The organism is Mycobacterium sp. IS-836, from assembly GCF_001954275.1.
Taxonomy (GTDB): domain Bacteria; phylum Actinomycetota; class Actinomycetes; order Mycobacteriales; family Mycobacteriaceae; genus Mycobacterium.
On sequence record NZ_MBEU01000090.1, the window covers coordinates 1 to 16,389 of the forward strand.

General features: G+C 66.1%; 14 protein-coding genes. 6 read left to right on the forward strand and 8 right to left on the reverse strand.

Going from position 1 to position 16,389, the window contains the following annotated elements; genetic code table 11:
- From A5747_RS23830 to A5747_RS23840, 3 genes are all read right to left on the reverse strand, one after another.
- Nucleotides 1-781: Nramp family divalent metal transporter (locus tag A5747_RS23830; RefSeq protein ID WP_198938251.1), on the reverse strand; the 781-nt coding region annotated here is incomplete at its 3' end.
- Nucleotides 782-843: 62 nt separating this feature from the next.
- Complete coding sequence (locus A5747_RS23835) at nucleotides 844-1,920, reverse strand: diacylglycerol kinase (protein WP_076128890.1); 1,077 nt, start codon at nucleotides 1,918-1,920, stop codon at nucleotides 844-846.
- 10 nt (nucleotides 1,921-1,930) lie between these two features.
- Nucleotides 1,931-2,722 carry an SDR family oxidoreductase gene (locus tag A5747_RS23840; protein ID WP_076118347.1) on the reverse strand — a complete coding sequence of 264 codons (792 nt, stop codon included), beginning with the start codon at nucleotides 2,720-2,722 and terminating at the stop codon, nucleotides 1,931-1,933.
- A 318-nt stretch (nucleotides 2,723-3,040) separates the two neighbouring features.
- On the opposite strand from A5747_RS23840, the gene pstS reads away from it, so the two are divergent.
- Genes pstS through pstA form a run of 3 tightly spaced genes read left to right on the forward strand, consistent with a single transcriptional unit; the run spans nucleotide 3,041 to nucleotide 6,052 of the window.
- Nucleotides 3,041-4,153, forward strand: coding sequence for a phosphate ABC transporter substrate-binding protein PstS (pstS, locus tag A5747_RS23845; protein ID WP_076128892.1), 1,113 nt, complete (start codon nucleotides 3,041-3,043; stop codon nucleotides 4,151-4,153).
- 10 nt (nucleotides 4,154-4,163) lie between these two features.
- Nucleotides 4,164-5,153 carry a phosphate ABC transporter permease subunit PstC gene (pstC, locus tag A5747_RS23850; protein WP_076128894.1) on the forward strand — a complete coding sequence of 330 codons (990 nt, stop codon included), beginning with the start codon at nucleotides 4,164-4,166 and terminating at the stop codon, nucleotides 5,151-5,153.
- Complete coding sequence (gene pstA, locus A5747_RS23855) at nucleotides 5,150-6,052, forward strand: phosphate ABC transporter permease PstA (protein ID WP_076128896.1); 903 nt, start codon at nucleotides 5,150-5,152, stop codon at nucleotides 6,050-6,052. The genes pstC and pstA overlap by 4 nt, the downstream gene beginning before the upstream one ends.
- A gap of 4 nt (nucleotides 6,053-6,056) precedes the next feature.
- Here pstA and A5747_RS23860 read toward each other — a convergent pair whose 3' ends face one another.
- From A5747_RS23860 to A5747_RS23870, 3 genes are all read right to left on the reverse strand, one after another.
- Nucleotides 6,057-7,010 carry a Ku protein gene (locus A5747_RS23860; protein WP_076128899.1) on the reverse strand — a complete coding sequence of 318 codons (954 nt, stop codon included), beginning with the start codon at nucleotides 7,008-7,010 and terminating at the stop codon, nucleotides 6,057-6,059.
- Nucleotides 7,011-7,072: 62 nt separating this feature from the next.
- Nucleotides 7,073-7,999 carry a carbohydrate kinase gene (locus tag A5747_RS23865; protein ID WP_076128901.1) on the reverse strand — a complete coding sequence of 309 codons (927 nt, stop codon included), beginning with the start codon at nucleotides 7,997-7,999 and terminating at the stop codon, nucleotides 7,073-7,075.
- Nucleotides 7,996-9,399, reverse strand: a complete 1,404-nt coding sequence (locus A5747_RS23870; protein ID WP_233148133.1) for a mannitol dehydrogenase family protein — start codon at nucleotides 9,397-9,399, stop codon at nucleotides 7,996-7,998. The genes A5747_RS23865 and A5747_RS23870 overlap by 4 nt, the downstream gene beginning before the upstream one ends.
- Before the next feature lie 47 nt (nucleotides 9,400-9,446).
- On the opposite strand from A5747_RS23870, the gene A5747_RS23875 reads away from it, so the two are divergent.
- Complete coding sequence (locus A5747_RS23875; protein ID WP_076128905.1) at nucleotides 9,447-11,708, forward strand: ATP-dependent DNA ligase; 2,262 nt, start codon at nucleotides 9,447-9,449, stop codon at nucleotides 11,706-11,708.
- Complete coding sequence (locus tag A5747_RS23880; protein WP_076128907.1) at nucleotides 11,705-13,642, forward strand: fumarylacetoacetate hydrolase family protein; 1,938 nt, start codon at nucleotides 11,705-11,707, stop codon at nucleotides 13,640-13,642. The genes A5747_RS23875 and A5747_RS23880 overlap by 4 nt, the downstream gene beginning before the upstream one ends.
- A 14-nt stretch (nucleotides 13,643-13,656) precedes the next feature.
- Here A5747_RS23880 and A5747_RS23885 read toward each other — a convergent pair whose 3' ends face one another.
- Nucleotides 13,657-14,571, reverse strand: a complete 915-nt coding sequence (locus A5747_RS23885) for an SAM-dependent methyltransferase (protein ID WP_076128909.1) — start codon at nucleotides 14,569-14,571, stop codon at nucleotides 13,657-13,659.
- A 75-nt stretch (nucleotides 14,572-14,646) separates the two neighbouring features.
- Between A5747_RS23885 and A5747_RS23890 the strand changes: the two genes are divergently transcribed.
- Nucleotides 14,647-15,456 (forward strand): enoyl-CoA hydratase/isomerase family protein, encoded by an 810-nt coding sequence (locus tag A5747_RS23890; protein ID WP_076128911.1) that lies wholly within the window; start codon nucleotides 14,647-14,649, stop codon nucleotides 15,454-15,456.
- Between the two features lie 3 nt (nucleotides 15,457-15,459).
- Here the strand turns inward: A5747_RS23890 and A5747_RS23895 are convergent, their stop codons facing one another.
- On the reverse strand, nucleotides 15,460-16,326 hold the full coding sequence (locus A5747_RS23895) for an LLM class flavin-dependent oxidoreductase (RefSeq protein WP_076128913.1): 867 nt from the start codon (nucleotides 16,324-16,326) through the stop codon (nucleotides 15,460-15,462).
- Between the last annotated feature and the right edge of the window lie 63 nt (nucleotides 16,327-16,389).

The window sequence follows — 16,389 nt, forward strand, 5'->3', positions numbered from 1 at the left end:
CGCCCACCCCCCCCACCCCGGCTCCCCCCCCCCCCCCCCCCCCCCCCCCCCCCCCCCCCCCCCGGGCCCCCCCCCCCCCCCCGCGCCGCCGCGGCCCCGCCTCGGGATGCCCGTGCCGGTCCAGCGCCAGACCCGAGTGCAGGTACACCGCGTGCGGCATCACGGTGGCGCCCAAGATCGCCGCGGCCAACAGCACGCTTTCGGTGCCGTGGAAACGAGGCACCAATCCGTTGATGACGGCTTCGGGCGGTGGCGTGGCCACGAAGAAACTGGCCGCGAATCCGACGGCGATAACGAGCAGCAAGCCGGTGATGATGCGTTCGAACAGAAGCTGCCCGCGGCGATCCCTGATTGTCAGCAGCAGCAGCGAAATAACTCCGGTGATCACCCCGCCGAGCGGTAGCGGCAAACCGAACAGGATGCGCAAAGCTATTGCGCCACCGATTACTTCGGCCACATCGGTTGCCATTGCGACGATTTCGGCTTGCGCCCAGAAAGTGAGCCGGAGCGGACGGCTCATCTGCGTGCCGATCGCCTCGGGCAGCGAACGTCCGGTCACCAGCCCGAGTTTCGCCGACAGATACTGCACCAGCCCGGCCATCACATTGGCGGCGACGATGACCCACAGCAGGAGGTAGCCGAACTGGGTGCCGGCGCTGACGTTGGCCGCGACGTTTCCGGGATCGACGTAGGCGATGGCGGCGACGAACGCCGGCCCGAGCAAATACCAGCTCGTCTTGAGCGAGGCCTGGGTGCCTTGCGCCAACGGATCGACCCTCATTTCGTTACCCGAATATAAAAGTGAGGCTAGCCGAACACTTGGCTAATTGTTAATGGTGGGCATCACCCCGGAACGTATAGGCCCCGGCCGGCGATCAGAGGCAGGTCGAGCGTCGTCACGATGCCGGGCGGCGCGGCCACCACCGCCGGGATCGCGTTGACGACCCGCATCGCGGTGGCGACCAGTCCCGCGTGGTTGTGATCGCCGTTGGGGCTGCTCAGGCAGATGTCCATTGCGTAGGACGGTTCGCCGGTGACCTCGATGCGGTAGGAACCGCCTTCCTGGGCCGGCTGCGGCCAGTCGGGGCACAAATCCTCCCGCAATCGGGTGACGTGTTCCACGACGACGACGGGCTCGCCGTTGACCATTCCGAACACCTCGAAGCGCAGCGCGGCGGCGCTGCCTTTGGGAATGTGTCCCGATGCGATGTCGAAGTCTTCGGGCGCCGGTTCGCGAACGTACTTCTGGGTGACCTCGTCGAGCGAAACGCCCAGGCCCGCAGCCAATTGCCGGATCACCGATCCCCACGCCAAGCTCAGCACGCCGGGCTGCAGCAGCATGGGGATGTCGTCCATCGGCTTGCCGAATCCCATGACGTCGAACATCACCGCGGCGCTGTCGTAGGTGGCGTAGTCGACGATCTCCATGCAGCGAATCTGCTGAATGTTCTGACAGGTCCCGGCCAATGCCAATGGCAGCAGATCGTTTGCGAAGCCCGGGTCGATCCCGTTGACGTACAGGCTCGAATTCCCTTCGCGCGCTGCGTCTTCCAAGGGTTTGATGAGATCCTCGGGAATCACCTGCCACGGGTATTGCAAAAACACCGGGCCGCTGCCGACGATGTTGATACCGGCCGCCAGGACGCGCCGGTAGTCCTCCAGCGCCTCGGGCAGCCGGTTGTCGGCCAGCGCGTTGTAGACCGCACATTGCGGCCCGGTAGCGAGCACCGCGTCCAGATCGGTGCTGGCTAACACGCCGGTCGAATCCGCAAGTCCGGCAAGCTCTGCCGCGTCCTTGCCCGCCTTGGCATCCGATGAGACCCAGACACCGGTGAGCTCGAACTCGGGGTTGGTGATCAGGGCGCGCAGCGCGTGGATGCCGACGTTGCCGGTGCCCAATTGAACGACTGGTATGGCCATCAGTGGCTCCTCACAGGTCCGGGACGGGAATGTCGAGGTTCGGGAAGGTGAGGCCGCCGTCGACCTCCAGCGTCTTGCCGGTCAGGAAGCTGCCGGCCGGTGAAGCCAAATACACTGCCGCAGCGGCAATGTCGACGGGATCGCCGAGGCGGCGCATCGGCGTCACCTTCTCCATCGGCTCGCGCAGCTCGTCGTTGGAGGCCACCACATCCAGCGCGGAGGTCAGAATCGATCCCGGCGCGATGGCGTTGACCCGGATGCGCGGGCACAGGTCCAGCGCGGCCAGCCGGGTGTAGTGCGACAGCGCCGCCTTGGCGGTGCCGTAGGCGGCGAAGCCACGTCCGGCCAGCCGGCCCATGGTCGAGGTGATGTTGATGATGCTGCCGCCCCCGGAGTGCTCGAGCATCAACGGCACCGCCGCGACCGTCAGAGCGTGCGCGGTGGCGACGTTGAACGTGAATGCGTCCTTGAGGTCCTTGGTCGGGGTGGTCAGCAACGTGTTGGGCATCGTCCCGCCGACATTGTTGACGACGATGTCGAGTTTCCCGAACGCCTCGACGGCCTCACCGGCCAGCTGCGCGGTCGCCTCGGGATGGGCCAGATCGGCGGCCACGGTGTGCGCCCGCCGACCGGTGGCGCGGACCTGTTCTGCGACGGCATCTAGTTGAGATTGCGTTCGCGAGGCGATGAGGACATCGGCGCCGGCTTCGGCAAAAGCCAGGGCCATGGCCGCGCCGAGGCCACGGCCGCCACCAGTGATGACGGCGACTTTGTCATCGAGACGGAACCTGTCAAGGATCATTGCGGCCTCTCTTTTTGAGTTATCGGATGAGACGGTAGCAAGCCGCGCCGTCTCGGATAGCGGCATTTCTGAAACAGGTTCTAGTTTGACATACGGGCGCTGTGGGTGTGACGGCGGCCACGTTGACCGTTGGGCGGCCGACGCCGACTGGCTGAAATTCCCGTTACCGGCGGTGCCAACGATGACGGCTAGCAAAATTCGCCGAACGTTAACCTTGTTACTGTTAGCTTCATGGCTGCGAGGAAGACAGCAGGTCGGCTGCCCGCGGCTCAGAGGGGCGGCGATCGACACAACCGTTACTCTTCTGAAGGAACTGAATTGAAGCCCAATCGATTTGGCGCTGCGCTGAGCATTCTGACCGTCGGCGCGCTGATGTTGTCGGCGTGCGGCAGTGACAACAATGCCACCGGCGGAAGCTCTACAAGCGGCACGTCATCGGCGAATGTGGCCTGCGGCGGGAAGAAGACGCTGAAGGCCAGCGGGTCGACGGCTCAGGCCAATGCCATGACCCGCTTCGTCAACGCATTCGAACAGACCTGCCCGGGGCAGACGCTGAACTACACGGCCAATGGCTCGGGCGCGGGGATCAGCGAATTCAACGGCAATCAAACCGATTTCGGTGGGTCGGACTCACCGCTGGCGCCGGGCGAATACGCCGCCGCGCAGCAGCGCTGCGGCTCGCCGGCGTGGAACCTGCCGGTGGTGTTCGGCCCGATCGCGATCACCTACAACGTCAAGGGCCTGGCTTCGCTGAGCCTGGACGGGCCGACGGCGGCGAGGATCTTCAACGGCGCCATCACCAGCTGGAACGATCCCGCGATTGCCGGTCTGAACGCCGGCGTCAACCTGCCCGCCGAGCCGATTCACGTCGTGTTCCGCAACGACCAGTCCGGGACCACCGACAACTTCCAGAAGTACCTCGATGCCGCGTCCAACGGCGTGTGGGGCAAGGGCGCCGGAAAGACGTTCAACGGCGGTATCGGCGAGGGCGCCAAGGGCAACGACGGCACCTCGGCGGCAATCAAGGCCACCGAAGGGTCGATCACCTACAACGAATGGTCCTTCGCCACGGCGCAAAAACTGAACATGGCGAAGATCGTCACGTCGGCGGGTCCGGATGCGGTAGCCATCAGCACCGACTCGGTCGGCAAGACGATCGCCGGGGCCACGATCAAAGGTCAGGGCAACGACTTGGTGCTCGACACGCTCTCGTTCTACAAGCCGACGCAGCCCGGCTCCTATCCGATCGTGCTGGCGACCTATGAGATTGTCTGCTCCAAGTATCCCGACCCCCAGGTCGGTACGGCCGTGAAGGCGTTCCTGCAGAGCACCATCGGCGGCGGACAGAATGGCTTGGGGGACAACGGATATATTCCGATCCCGGACGCGTTCAAGTCGCGGTTGTCGGCTTCGGTCAACGCCATCGCGTGATCGGGGATTGATGGCCCGAGAAACACTTGCCACGCCCCTGGGGGCGAAACCTGCGCTGGCGGCGATCGATCCGCGGAAGGCGCGGCGCGGCGACCGGCTGTTCCAGTCCGTCGCCGCCGCCGCGGGCTCGACGATCGTCGCCGCGATCGCGCTGATCGCGATATTCCTGTTGATTCGTGCCATTCCCTCGCTGCGCGCCAACCACGCGAACTTCTTCACCAGCGCAACCTTCGACACCGTCCACGCGCAGCACCTGGCGTTCGGTATCCGCGACTTGTTGATGGTCACGGTGCTCAGTTCGGTCTTCGCTCTGGTCTTGGCGGTGCCCATCGCCGTCGGGATCGCGGTGTTTCTCACCCAATACGCGCCGAAACGGTTGTCGCGTCCGTTCGGGGCGATCGTCGACCTGCTGGCCGCGGTGCCGTCGATCATCTTCGGGTTATGGGGCATCTTCGTGCTGGCGCCCAAGCTTGAGCCCGTCGCGGCCTATCTCAATCGCAACCTGGGCTGGTTGTTCTTGTTCAAGCACGGCAACGTTTCCCTGGCCGGCGGCGGCACCATTTTCACGGCCGGCATCGTGCTCTCGGTGATGATCCTGCCGATCGTCAGCTCGGTATCGCGCGAGGTGTTCCGGCAGACGCCACGGATCCAGATCGAGGCGGCGCAGGCGCTCGGGGCGACCAAGTGGGAGGTGGTGCGGATGACCGTGCTGCCGTTCGGGCGTAGCGGTGTCATCGCGGCGTCGATGCTGGGCCTGGGTCGTGCGCTGGGCGAAACCGTGGCGGTGCTGATCATCTTGCGCTCGGCCGCGCGGCCGGGAAACTGGTCGCTGTTCGACGGTGGTTACACGTTCGCTTCCAAGATCGCCTCGGCCGCATCCGAATTCAGCGAGCCGCTGCCAACCGGTGCCTACATCGCGGCGGGATTCGCGCTGTTCATCCTGACGTTCGTGGTCAACGCGGCGGCCCGCGCGATCGCCGGCGGGAAGGTCAACGCATGACCGTGGAGACCCTCAACCGGCCGGTGAAGGCCGTGGTGTTTCGCCCGCTCAGCGCCAAACGGCGACTCAAAAACTATGCCGCGACAACGTTCTTCCTCGCTTCGTTCGCCATCGCTCTGGTGCCGCTGGTGTGGCTGCTGTCGGTGGTGATCGCGCGGGGCTGGTACGCGGTAACACGGTCGGGCTGGTGGACCCACTCCCTGCACGGCGTGCAGCCGGAGCAATTCGCCGGAGGCGTCTACCACGCGCTGTATGGGACGCTGGCGCAGGCCGGGGTGGCGGCCGTGCTTGCCGTGCCGCTCGGCTTGATGACTGCCGTGTTCCTCGTGGAATACAGTTCCGGCTGGTTGGCGCGGGTGACCACATTCATGGTCGATGTGCTGGCCGGCGTTCCCTCGATCGTGGCGGCGCTGTTCATTTTCAGCCTGTGGATCGCGACCCTGGGATTCCCGCAGAGCGCGTTCGCCGTGTCGTTGGCGTTGGTGTTGCTGATGTTGCCGGTTGTGGTGCGTTCCACCGAGGAAATGCTGCGGCTGGTGCCTGACGAGCTGCGAGAAGCCAGCTATGCGTTGGGTGTCCCCAAGTGGAAAACCATTGTGCGGATTGTCTTTCCGATCGCGATGCCGGGAATTTTGTCCGGCGTCTTGCTCGCCGTCGCGCGGGTCATCGGCGAAACCGCGCCGGTGCTGGTGCTGGTCGGATACAGCCGCTCCATCAACGTGGACATCTTCAACGGCAACATGGCATCGCTACCGCTGTTGATCTACACCGAACTCACCAACCCGCAGCATTCGGGTTACCTGCGAATCTGGGGCGCGGCGTTGACGCTCATCGTCATCGTGGCGGTTATCAATATCCTGGCCGCGGCGTTCCGCTTCGTCGCAACTCGGCGGCGTTGAGGGTTCAGGACTTCGACGCCGCCTTTGAGGGAGCCTTCTTGGCGGTTGTCTTCTTCGCCGTCGTCTTCTTCGCCGGTGCTTTCTTCGCGGACGTCTTCTTCGCCGACCCCTTCTTGGCGGACGCCTTCTTGGCGGACGCCTTCTTGGCGGCCCCCTGGCCGTCGCCGGAGCGCGCCTTCACGCTGGCCTCCAGCTTGGCGAGCAGGTCGGAGACGTCTTCGGCCTCGTCCAGGTCCTTGGGCTGCTGCTCCTCCGTGGTAAACGCTTCGCCGCCTTCGAGTTTCGCCTGGACCAGTTCATGCAGCTGTTCCTGGTAGTCGTCGTGGTAGCGGTCCGGGTTGAACTCCTCGGCCATCGACTCCACCACCTGCCCCGCCATCTTGAGCTCCGCTGGCTTGACGTCGACCTTCTTGTCCAGCACCGGGAAGTCGGGATCCCGGATCTCGTCGGGCCACAGCAATGTGTGAATCACCATCACGTCGCGCTTGCCGAAGTCCTTGACGCGCAACGCCGCCAGACGGGTCTTGTTGCGCAGCGTGAAGTGAACGATCGCCATCCGATCGGTCTCGGCGAGTGTCTTCGCCAGCAGCACATAGGATTTGGACGACTTCGAATCCGGCTCCAGGAAGTAGCTGCGGTCGAACAGCATCGGATCGACATCGCTGGCCGGGACGAACTCCAGCACTTCGATTTCGCGGCTTCGTTCTTCGGGCAAGGTGGAGAGGTCCTCGTCGGTGATGACCACCATTTGGCCGTCGTCGGATTCAAATGCGCGCGCTATGTCACGGTATTCCACGACCTCGCCGTCCAGCTCGCACACTCGTTGATACCGGATGCGGCCGTTGTCCTTTGCGTGCACTTGATGGAACTTGATGTCGTGGTCCTCGGTGGCGCTGTACACCTTGACCGGAACGTTCACCAGCCCGAACGCGATCGAACCCTTCCAGATGGAACGCATGCAGTCAGTATGCCCATACCACCCGTAGCAAAACAGGGCGGCGGGCCCGCAGCGCGGGATTTCTAGCGGGAACGGCCAGGAGGGAAGGGGGATTGCGCCCGCAGGGCCGCCCTGTCGGGCAAATCGGCGCCGGCCCGTGCGACGGTCAGCGCCGCCGACAGGGTCGCCGCCTCCAGCGCGGCGGTGAGCGCGTCCAGCCCGATTCGGCCGAGCGCGGCGCGCCGGTCGGCGCCCAACAGGTTCAATTCCCAGAGGGTGTCGAGCAGCCCCACCATGAAGGCATCGCCGGCGCCAACGGTGTCGACCACCCGAACGGACCGGGCGGCCGCTTGCGCCTGGCCATGGGAACACAACGCCAGCGCACCCCGGTCGCCCATCGTCACCGCGACGATCGCGGGTCCGGCCGCCAGCCAGGTCCGGGCGGTCCATTCGGGCTCGTGCTCGGGATCGACCCAGCGCAGGTCGTCCTCACTGGCCTTGACGATGTCGCTGCGTTCGACCAGATGCACGATCCGTTCGCGCGCCAGGTCCCGGTCCACGATCAATGAAGGACGGACATTTGGGTCGAACGTGACCGTCGCCGACACGCGATAGGTGTCGAGCAGCGCCGCGACCGCCAAGCACCCCGGCTCGCGCACGGCGGCGATCGAGCCGGTGTGGACCAACAGCGGCGGCCCGACTTCGGGCGTTCCGGAAAGCTGCCATTCCAAATCGAACGTGTAGTCGGCCGACCCGTCGTCGGCGATCGTCGCCACCGAGGTCGGCGTCCGGGAAGCCGAGTCGCTTCCCGAAACAAGGTGTGCGCCTGAGGTTTCGACGTAATCAACGATGCGCCGGCCAGCTTCGTCGTCGCCGATGTGGGTCAGGAAATCGACGTCGCGCCCGAGCCTGGCCAAGCCGACGGCGACGTTGAGCGGGCTGCCGCCGACATGCTCGGCCCCACCGACGGTGTCGATCAACGCTTCGCCGATCACCAACCCACGAGTCATCGCACCAACGCCTGCAGCGTCGCTCGCGCCCCGTCGCGGTGCAACGAATCCAGGGCCCACCGGTATGCGGCCACGAACCGTGGCTCGCGCGACAAATCCGCGAAGAGAGAGGTGTTTTCGATGAACGCCGTCGGATGCTCCCGCTGCGACCGTGCCAGTGGGACCAGCGATTCGGCTAGTTGGTCGACAACCTCTATCGGCTCGCCACTTTCGTCGACCGCCTCGGCGTAGCGGGCCCAGCTTGCGACCGCCGCCGCCGCCAGCCGGATCGGCCCGTCGCTGCGCAGGTTGTCGCGGACCACCGGCAGCAGCCAGGTCGGGATGCGATCCGAGGAGTAGGCGCACAGCCGCGCCACGGTGTCACGCAGTCCCGGGTTGGCGAAGCGCTCGATGAGCGCCCGGGTGTAGGCGCACAGATCGATGCCGGGCACCGGGCGCAGTGTCGGAATGGCTTCGGAATCAAAGTAGGCGAGCAGGAACTCGGCGAACAACGGGTCACGAGCCGCGTCGTGGACCATGCGGTAGCCGCACAGCCACGCGAAATAGCACAGGCACTGATGACCGGCATTGAGCAGCCGCAGCTTCATCGACTCGTACGGTGCCACATCGTCGACGAGCAGGACACCCGCCTCGTCCAACGGCGGTCTGCCGTCGGCAAAGTCGTCCTCGAGGACCCAGGCGGCGAACTCCTCGGCCACCACCGGCCACCGGTCGGCGACGCCGTAGTCGCGTTCTACCGCGGCGATGATGTCGGGCGTCGTGACCGGCGTGATGCGGTCCACCATCGAGCACGGGAACCGAGTTGTCTCCGCGATCCAATCGGCCAAGCCCGGCCGCAGCAATTCGGCATGGGCGACGACGGCTCGGCGCGCGACGTCCCCGTTGGTTTCGATGTTGTCGCACGACACGATCGTCGGCGCGGCGATGCCGCGGTCACAGCGGCGCGCCAGGGCCTCGACGATCAGCCCGAAAACCGAATCGGGGTCCCTTGCCCGGTAGCCGCCCTCGGTGATGGTCATCGAGATGACCCGGGTCGTCGGCGCGGCCAGCAACTCGATCGTCGCCTGCGGGTCGTCGGGCGCATAGCGGTAGTCGACGATCGAGCCGATCACCCGCGCGTCGCGGCTGCCGTCGGGGTGCTCGAGGATCAGCGTGTACAGGCCATCCTGGGCGCGCAGCACGTCCCTCATTCGGCGGTCGTCCGGCAGCAGCCCGATTCCGCAGATGCCCCACTCCTGTGCCAGACCCTGCCGCAGCAAGCTATCGATGTACATCGCCTGATGCGCCCGGTGAAAGCCGCCGACGCCGATGTGCGCGATGCCGACCTGCACGCGGTCACGGTCATAGGACGGCGTCGGGATCGACAGTTGTCCCAGGGTGGCGCTGCTCAGCGAAACCACAATCTCGACGGTACCGACCCAAGCCGCCGAAGACGTACGTTGAAAACATGGGTGCGCAGGCGCGGGTCAAGCTGACCAATGCCGACAAGGTGCTATACCCCGCCACCGGAACCACGAAGGCCGACGTCTTCGACTACTACACCCGCATCACCGAGGTGATGCTGCCGCACATCGCCGGGCGCCCGGCAACCCGCAAGCGCTGGCCCAACGGCGTCGAGCAGGACTCGTTCTTCGAGAAACAGCTCGCGTCGTCGGCGCCCGACTGGTTGCCGCGCGCCAGCGTGACGCACCGGTCCGGAACGACGACGTATCCGATCATCGACAGCCCCGACGGGCTGGCGTGGATCGCGCAACAGGCGGCACTGGAGGTGCACGTGCCGCAGTGGCGGTTCGTCGCCGAGTGGACCCGAAGCAAGGCCGAAGAGCTCAAGCCCGGCCCGGCGACACGACTGGTGTTCGACCTCGATCCTGGCGAGGGCGTGACGATGGCCCAACTGTGTGAAGTGGCGCATGCGGTGCGGGATCTGATCGCCGACATCGGGCTCACCACGTTCCCGCTCACCAGCGGCAGCAAGGGACTGCACCTCTACACGCCGCTGGCCGAGCCGGTCAGCAGCAGAGGCGCTTCGGTGCTGGCCAAACGCGTTGCGCAGCAACTGGAGAAGACGATGCCCAAGTTGGTCACGTCGACGATGACCAAGAGCCTGCGGGCCGGCAAAGTGTTCCTGGATTGGAGCCAGAACAACGGCGCGAAAACCACCATCGCGCCCTACTCGCTGCGCGGGCGCGAACATCCGACGGTCGCGGCGCCGCGCACGTGGCAGGAACTCGAGGACCCCTCCGTGGGCCAACTGCGCTACGACGAGGTGCTCGACCGCGTGGCCCGCGACGGCGACCTGCTGGAGGCCCTCGATGCCGACTCCCCCGTCAGTGACCGGCTGAGTAAATACCGCAGCATGCGGGACGCGTCGAAGACTCCCGAGCCGGTGCCGGCTGGGAAACCCGTTACCGGCCAGGGCAATTCGTTTGTCATTCAGGAGCATCACGCCCGCCGGCTGCACTACGACTTCCGGCTGGAGCGAGACGGCGTGCTGGTGTCGTGGGCGGTGCCGAAAAACCTGCCCGAGACACCGTCGGTCAACCACCTGGCGGTGCATACCGAGGATCATCCGCTGGAATACGGCTCATTCGAGGGCAATATCCCCAAAGGCGAGTACGGCGCCGGCAAGGTGGTGATCTGGGATGCCGGAACATATGAGGCCGAGAAGTTTCTCGACGACGAGGTCATCGTCAACCTGCACGGCAACCGGATCTCCGGGCGCTACGCGCTGATTCAAACCAACGGCGACCAGTGGCTGGCGCACCGGATGAAGGACCAGAAGGTCTTCGACTTCGACGCCATCACCCCGATGCTCGCCTCGGAGGGTTCGGTGGCCGCCCGCACGGCCGGCCAGTGGGCTTTCGAAGGCAAATGGGACGGCTACCGGCTCCTGGTGGAGGTCGACCACGGCGACCTGCGGATACGGTCCCGACGCGGCCGCGAAGTCACCAAGGAATATCCCGAATTACGTTCGCTTGCCGCCGATCTGGCCGATCATCACGTGGTGCTGGACGGCGAGGCCGTCATCCTGGACGAGGCCGGGGTGCCCAGCTTCCACGGGATGCAGAACCGGGGCCGCGGTTCCCGCGTCGAGTACTGGGCGTTCGACCTGCTCTACCTCGACGGCCGCTCGCTGCTGCGGGCGCGCTACCAAGACCGGCGAAAGCTGCTGGAAATCCTTGCCAGCACGGGCGATCTGATCGTTCCCGACCTCCTGCCCGGTGACGGCGCCCAGGCCCTCGAGCACTCACGCAAGCACGGGTGGGAGGGTGTGGTCGGGAAGAAACGGGACTCCACCTATCAGCCGGGCCGGCGTTCGGCGTCTTGGATCAAGGACAAGAACTGGAACACCCAGGAAGTCGTCATCGGCGGCTGGAAGGCCGGGGAGGGCGGGCGCAGCAGCGGCATCGGCTCGCTGCTGATGGGTATCCCCAGTGACGGCGGTTTGCACTTCGCGGGCAAGGTCGGCACCGGCTTCACCGAACGCGACCTGGCGAACCTGAAGAAGACGTTGGCGCCGTTGCACACCGACGAATCGCCCTTCGACCCGCCGCTTCCCCGGAGCGAAGCGCGGGGAGTGACGTACGTCGAGCCGGTCCTGGTCGGCGAGGTGCGCTACAGCGAGTGGACACCGGATAACCGGCTGCGCCAATCGAGTTGGCGTGGGCTTCGGCCGGACAAGAAACCAGATGAGGTGGTGCGCGAATGAAATGGGTGACGTATCGGGGTGCCGACGGTGAGCGCACCGGGGTCCTTTCCGGCGACGCGATCCACGCGATGCCGCCTGGCGTGACGCTGCTGGAGCTGATCGGGCGCGGCGCCGACGGGCTGCGACAAGCCGGCGAGGACGTGCAGCGTTCACCAGCGGCCGTGGTGCAACTCGCGGCCGTGACCTTGGCGGCACCCATCCCGCGCCCACCCTCGATCCGCGACTCGCTGTGCTTTCTGGATCACATGCGCAACTGCCAGGCCGCGCTGGGCGCCGGCCGGGTCCTCGCCGACACCTGGTACCGCATCCCGGCGTTCTACTTCGCCTGCCCGGCAACGGTTTTGGGTCCCTACGACGACGCACCGAGCGCGCCCGGAAGTGCTTGGCAGGACTTCGAATTGGAGATCGCGGCGGTCATCGGCACCGGCGGCAAGGACATGACCGTCGAGCAGGCTGAACGGGCCATCATCGGCTACACCATCTTCAACGACTGGTCGGCCCGAGACCTGCAGCAGCTGGAAAGCCAACTCGCGATCGGGCAGGGCAAGGGCAAGGACAGCGGTGTCACCCTGGGCCCCTATCTTGTGACGCCCGACGAGCTCGAGGGATACCGCCGCGACGGCAAGCTCGATCTGCAGGTGAGTGCCCTGGTGAACGATACGGTGATCGGCTCCGGGTCCACCGCCCAAATGGATTGGAGCTTCGGTGAAGTCATTTCCTACGTGTCCCGCGGGGTGACGCTGCGTCCCGGTGACGTCATCGGCTCCGGCACGGTGCCCACCTGCACGCTGGTCGAACACCTCAACCCGACGGCACTCGAATCCTTCCCCGGCTGGCTGCATGACGGCGACGTCGTGACCCTGAAGGTCAAGGGGCTCGGGGAGACCCGGCAAACTGTCCGTGCCAGCGCCGCGCCGCACCCGCTGCCCGCCCGTCCCAACCCCGACGCCAAACCCGCTGCGCCCCGGGTCAACCGGGCGCCCGCGCGGGTGCCCTACACCCGCGGGCTGCACGAGGTCGCCGAACGCGTCTGGGCCTGGACCCTGCCCGACGGCGGCTACGGCTGGAGCAACGCCGGGCTGGTGGCCGGCGACGGCGCGTCACTGCTCGTCGACACCCTGTTCGACCTGGCACTGACCCGCGAAATGCTCGACGCGATGCGGCCCATCACCGATCGAGCGCCCATCTCCGACGCCTTGATCACGCATTCCAACGGCGACCACACGCACGGCAATCAGTTGCTCGACGAATCGGTGCGGATCATCGCCGCCCGGGGCACGGCCGATGAGATCGCACACGGGATGGCGCCCGAGATGCTGGCCATGGCGCAGACCGCCAACCTGGGCCCGATTGCGACGCCGTACACACGAGACCGCTTCGGGCACTTCGACTTCAGCGGCATCAAGTTGCGCAACGCCGACCAGACGTTCGAGGGCGACCTGACCATCGAGGTCGGCGGCCGCGAGGTCAATCTGCTGAACCTGGGTCCGGCTCACACCGTCGCGGATTCGGTGGTGCACGTGCCTGACGCCGGGGTGCTTTTCGGCGGCGATTTGCTGTTCATCGGCTGCACCCCGATCGTGTGGGCCGGCCCCATCGCCAACTGGATCAGGGCCTGCGACGTGATGATCGCGATGGACGCGCCCATCGTGGTGCCCGGCCACGGGCCGGTCACCGATCCCGATGGAATCCGCGCCGTCCGTGGCTATCTCGCGCACGTCGCCCAGCAGGCCGAGTCCGCTTATTGCAAGGGCATGTCGTGGTCCGAGGCCGCCGACACCATCGACCTCGGCGAGTACGCGACGTGGCTGGACGCCGAGCGCGTCGTCGTCAACGTCTATCAGCGCTACCGCGAGCTCGACCCCGACACCCCGCAGCTGGAGGTCATGGCGCTGTTGGTGATGCAGGCCGAGTGGCTGGCCAAGCGCGGCTGAGGACTGCTGCGCCGCTAGGCCTTGACCGCCCGCATGAAGCTGAGCGTGGCCGCCGCGCCGTGCTCGGACTCCTCTAGTTTCGGCAGGCCGGCGGCGGCGAAGAGCTCGGCGAGGGTGGCTGTCGTCGCATCCCACCCGTCGGCGCGCAGGTGCGCGGCGACGTCGGTGTGCTCACCGGGATAGGTCAGGGCCGCGATGTCCATGTCGAGGCCCTGCCGTCGCCAGCCCTCGGTCGCGCGCCGCGAGTGCTCCTGCGCCTCCTCCGACGATCCGGCGACCTGCCCGTAGTCCGCGGCGAACCTGCTGCCCGTGGCGCTGAGCCCAATGATGTTGTCGAGCAACCGAACTTCGGCCTCGGGCGGCAGGAAGCCGATGAGCACCCCCTCGGCGAGCCAGGCTGTGGGCGCGGTGGGGTCGTGGCCGGCCTGCCGCAGCGCCGCGGGCCAATCCTCCCGGAGATCGATGCCGACCGCGCGGTGCTCGGCGGTGGGAGCGGCGTTGAGCCGAGACAGCGTCGCCGCCTTGAACTCGATCACCTCCGGCTGATCGATCTCATACACCGTCGTCCCCGCCGGCCACGCGAGCCGATACGGCCGGGCATCCAAGCCGGACGCGACGATGACGACCTGGCGCACGCCCGCCTCGCCGGCGTCGGCGAAATAGTCGTCATAGAAGCGGGCACGAGCTGCGAACGTGTCGACCATCCTCGGGAACCCAACCCCGCCCTCGGCCTCGATGGCATCCATCTCGCCGGCCGCGATGCGGGTGAAGACATCGATACCGACCGCACGCACCAGCGGCTCGGCGAACGGGTCATCGATCACCGGGCGCGGGCGTTTGGTCGCGGCGGCCCGGGCGGCGGCGACCATGGTCGCGGTCGCTCCGACACTATTGGCCAAGTCCCACGTGTCGCCTTCTGTTCGTGCCATGGTTGCTCCTTCGACGCGACGGCGAAACCAGGGTAGGCCTCGCCGGTAAAGAACCATGTCGCATACGGTTTGGATATGTCAGCAGTAGAACTGGAAACGCTCGACGACAATATCGCCTGCATCACCCTGAACCGGCCGGAACGCCTGAACGCCATCGACGGATCGCTCATCGACGGCGTGGACCATGCCCTGGATGTCCTCAGCGGCGGCGAATTTCGCGTCGCGATCCTTACCGGCGCCGGACGCGGATTCTGCGCCGGCGCCGATCTGAGCGGCACCGGCCAGGCATGGACCAAGCCCGCGAGCCCGTCGACCCCGCCGTTCAAGGTCAACTACGACTCACAGGTCCGGCTGGCCAATCTGTTCACGCGGCTCTACGAGCTCGACGTCCCGGTGATCGCGGCCGTGAACGGCGTGGCCGTCGGGGGTGGGCTGGCGTTCGCGTTGGTCAGCGATATCCGGGTCGCTTCCGAGCAGGCGAGATTCGGCTCGGTGTTCATCAAGGCCGGCTTCTCGTCGATGGACATGGGCACCAGCTACCTGCTGCCGAAAATCGTCGGCGCCGGAGTCGCGCGGGAGCTGATGCTCACCGGCCGCATCATCGACGCCGCCGAGGCGTATCGCATCAAACTGGTGCACGAAGTCGTGGGGCCGGACGACCTGATGCCCGCGGCGCTGAAGCTGGCCCGCTCGATCGCCGAAAACAACGCTTATGGCGTGTGGCAGACCAAGATTGGGCTCAACGCGGCGCTGGACGCGCCCAGCTTGCGGCATGCCATCGAACTGGAGAACCGAACCCAGATCCTGTCCGGTTTCACCAACAATCCGCTCGAGGCCGCCAAAGCGCACATGGAAAAGCGGGCCCCGAAGTGGGATCCCCTGTGAAGGCTAGACTTTCGCGATCACGTTCTCGGCGAACATCTCCAGGTTGCGGATCTTGGTGTCCAGCGGTTCGGTGTCCTTGCCCATGATGTAGGGGATTCGGAAGCCGACGATGACGTCGGTAACGCCCTTGTCCTGGAGCCGCTTGACCCCGTCCACGGTGAAGCCGTCGACCGAGATCACGTGAATCTCGAACGGCCCGGTCTTGCCCGCTTCTTCGCGGAACTTCTTGAGCTTGGCCAGTAGATGGTCGAGTTCCTCGGGGTCGCCCCCGCCGTGCATCCAGCCGTCCAGGCGTGCCGCGCGCCGCAGCGCCGCGTCGGCGTGCCCGCCGATCAGGATCGGGATTGGTTTGGTGGGCGCCGGCGTCATCTTGGTCTTGGGGATGTCGTAGAACTCGCCGTGGAATTCGAAGTACTCACCGGTGGTGAGGCCCTGGATGATCTCGATGCATTCGTCCATTCGCTTGCCGCGCTTGGCGAATGGGACTCCGAGCAACTCGTAGTCCTCGGGCCACGGGCTGGTGCCCACGCCGAAGCCCACCCGGTTGTCGGTCATCGCGGCCAGCGACCCGATTTGTTTGGCCACCAGCGCCGGCGGCCGGATAGGCAGCTTGAGGACGAAGAAGTTGAACCGCAGGGTCGACGTCACCGCGCCCAAGGCCGACGTCAACACAAAGGTCTCGATGAACTCCTTGCCATCCAGAAACTCCCGATTGCCGTCGGGTGTGTAGGGGTACTTGGAGTCGGATTCGAACGGGTACGCGATGCTGTCGGCGATCGTCATGGCGTGGTAGCCGGCCGCTTCGGCCGCCTTGGCCAGGGGGATGTAGTACCTAAAGTCCGTCATCGCCTCCGCGTAGGTAAACCGCACGTCATCCGCCTTCCGTGAGAGGACCGTCACACGACATTAGAACGTGTTCTAGTTCTACCCGCG

Coding starts and splice junctions, on each gene's coding strand:
- A5747_RS23835 (WP_076128890.1), bottom strand. CDS start 1,920: ATGGCCATACCAGTCGTTCAATTGGGCACCGGCAACGTCGGCATCCAC.
- A5747_RS23840 (WP_076118347.1), bottom strand. CDS start 2,722: ATGATCCTTGACAGGTTCCGTCTCGATGACAAAGTCGCCGTCATCACT.
- pstC (WP_076128894.1), top strand. CDS start 4,164: ATGGCCCGAGAAACACTTGCCACGCCCCTGGGGGCGAAACCTGCGCTG.
- pstA (WP_076128896.1), top strand. CDS start 5,150: ATGACCGTGGAGACCCTCAACCGGCCGGTGAAGGCCGTGGTGTTTCGC.
- A5747_RS23860 (WP_076128899.1), bottom strand. CDS start 7,010: ATGCGTTCCATCTGGAAGGGTTCGATCGCGTTCGGGCTGGTGAACGTT.
- A5747_RS23865 (WP_076128901.1), bottom strand. CDS start 7,999: ATGACTCGTGGGTTGGTGATCGGCGAAGCGTTGATCGACACCGTCGGT.
- A5747_RS23875 (WP_076128905.1), top strand. CDS start 9,447: ATGGGTGCGCAGGCGCGGGTCAAGCTGACCAATGCCGACAAGGTGCTA.
- A5747_RS23880 (WP_076128907.1), top strand. CDS start 11,705: ATGAAATGGGTGACGTATCGGGGTGCCGACGGTGAGCGCACCGGGGTC.
- A5747_RS23885 (WP_076128909.1), bottom strand. CDS start 14,571: ATGGCACGAACAGAAGGCGACACGTGGGACTTGGCCAATAGTGTCGGA.
- A5747_RS23890 (WP_076128911.1), top strand. CDS start 14,647: ATGTCAGCAGTAGAACTGGAAACGCTCGACGACAATATCGCCTGCATC.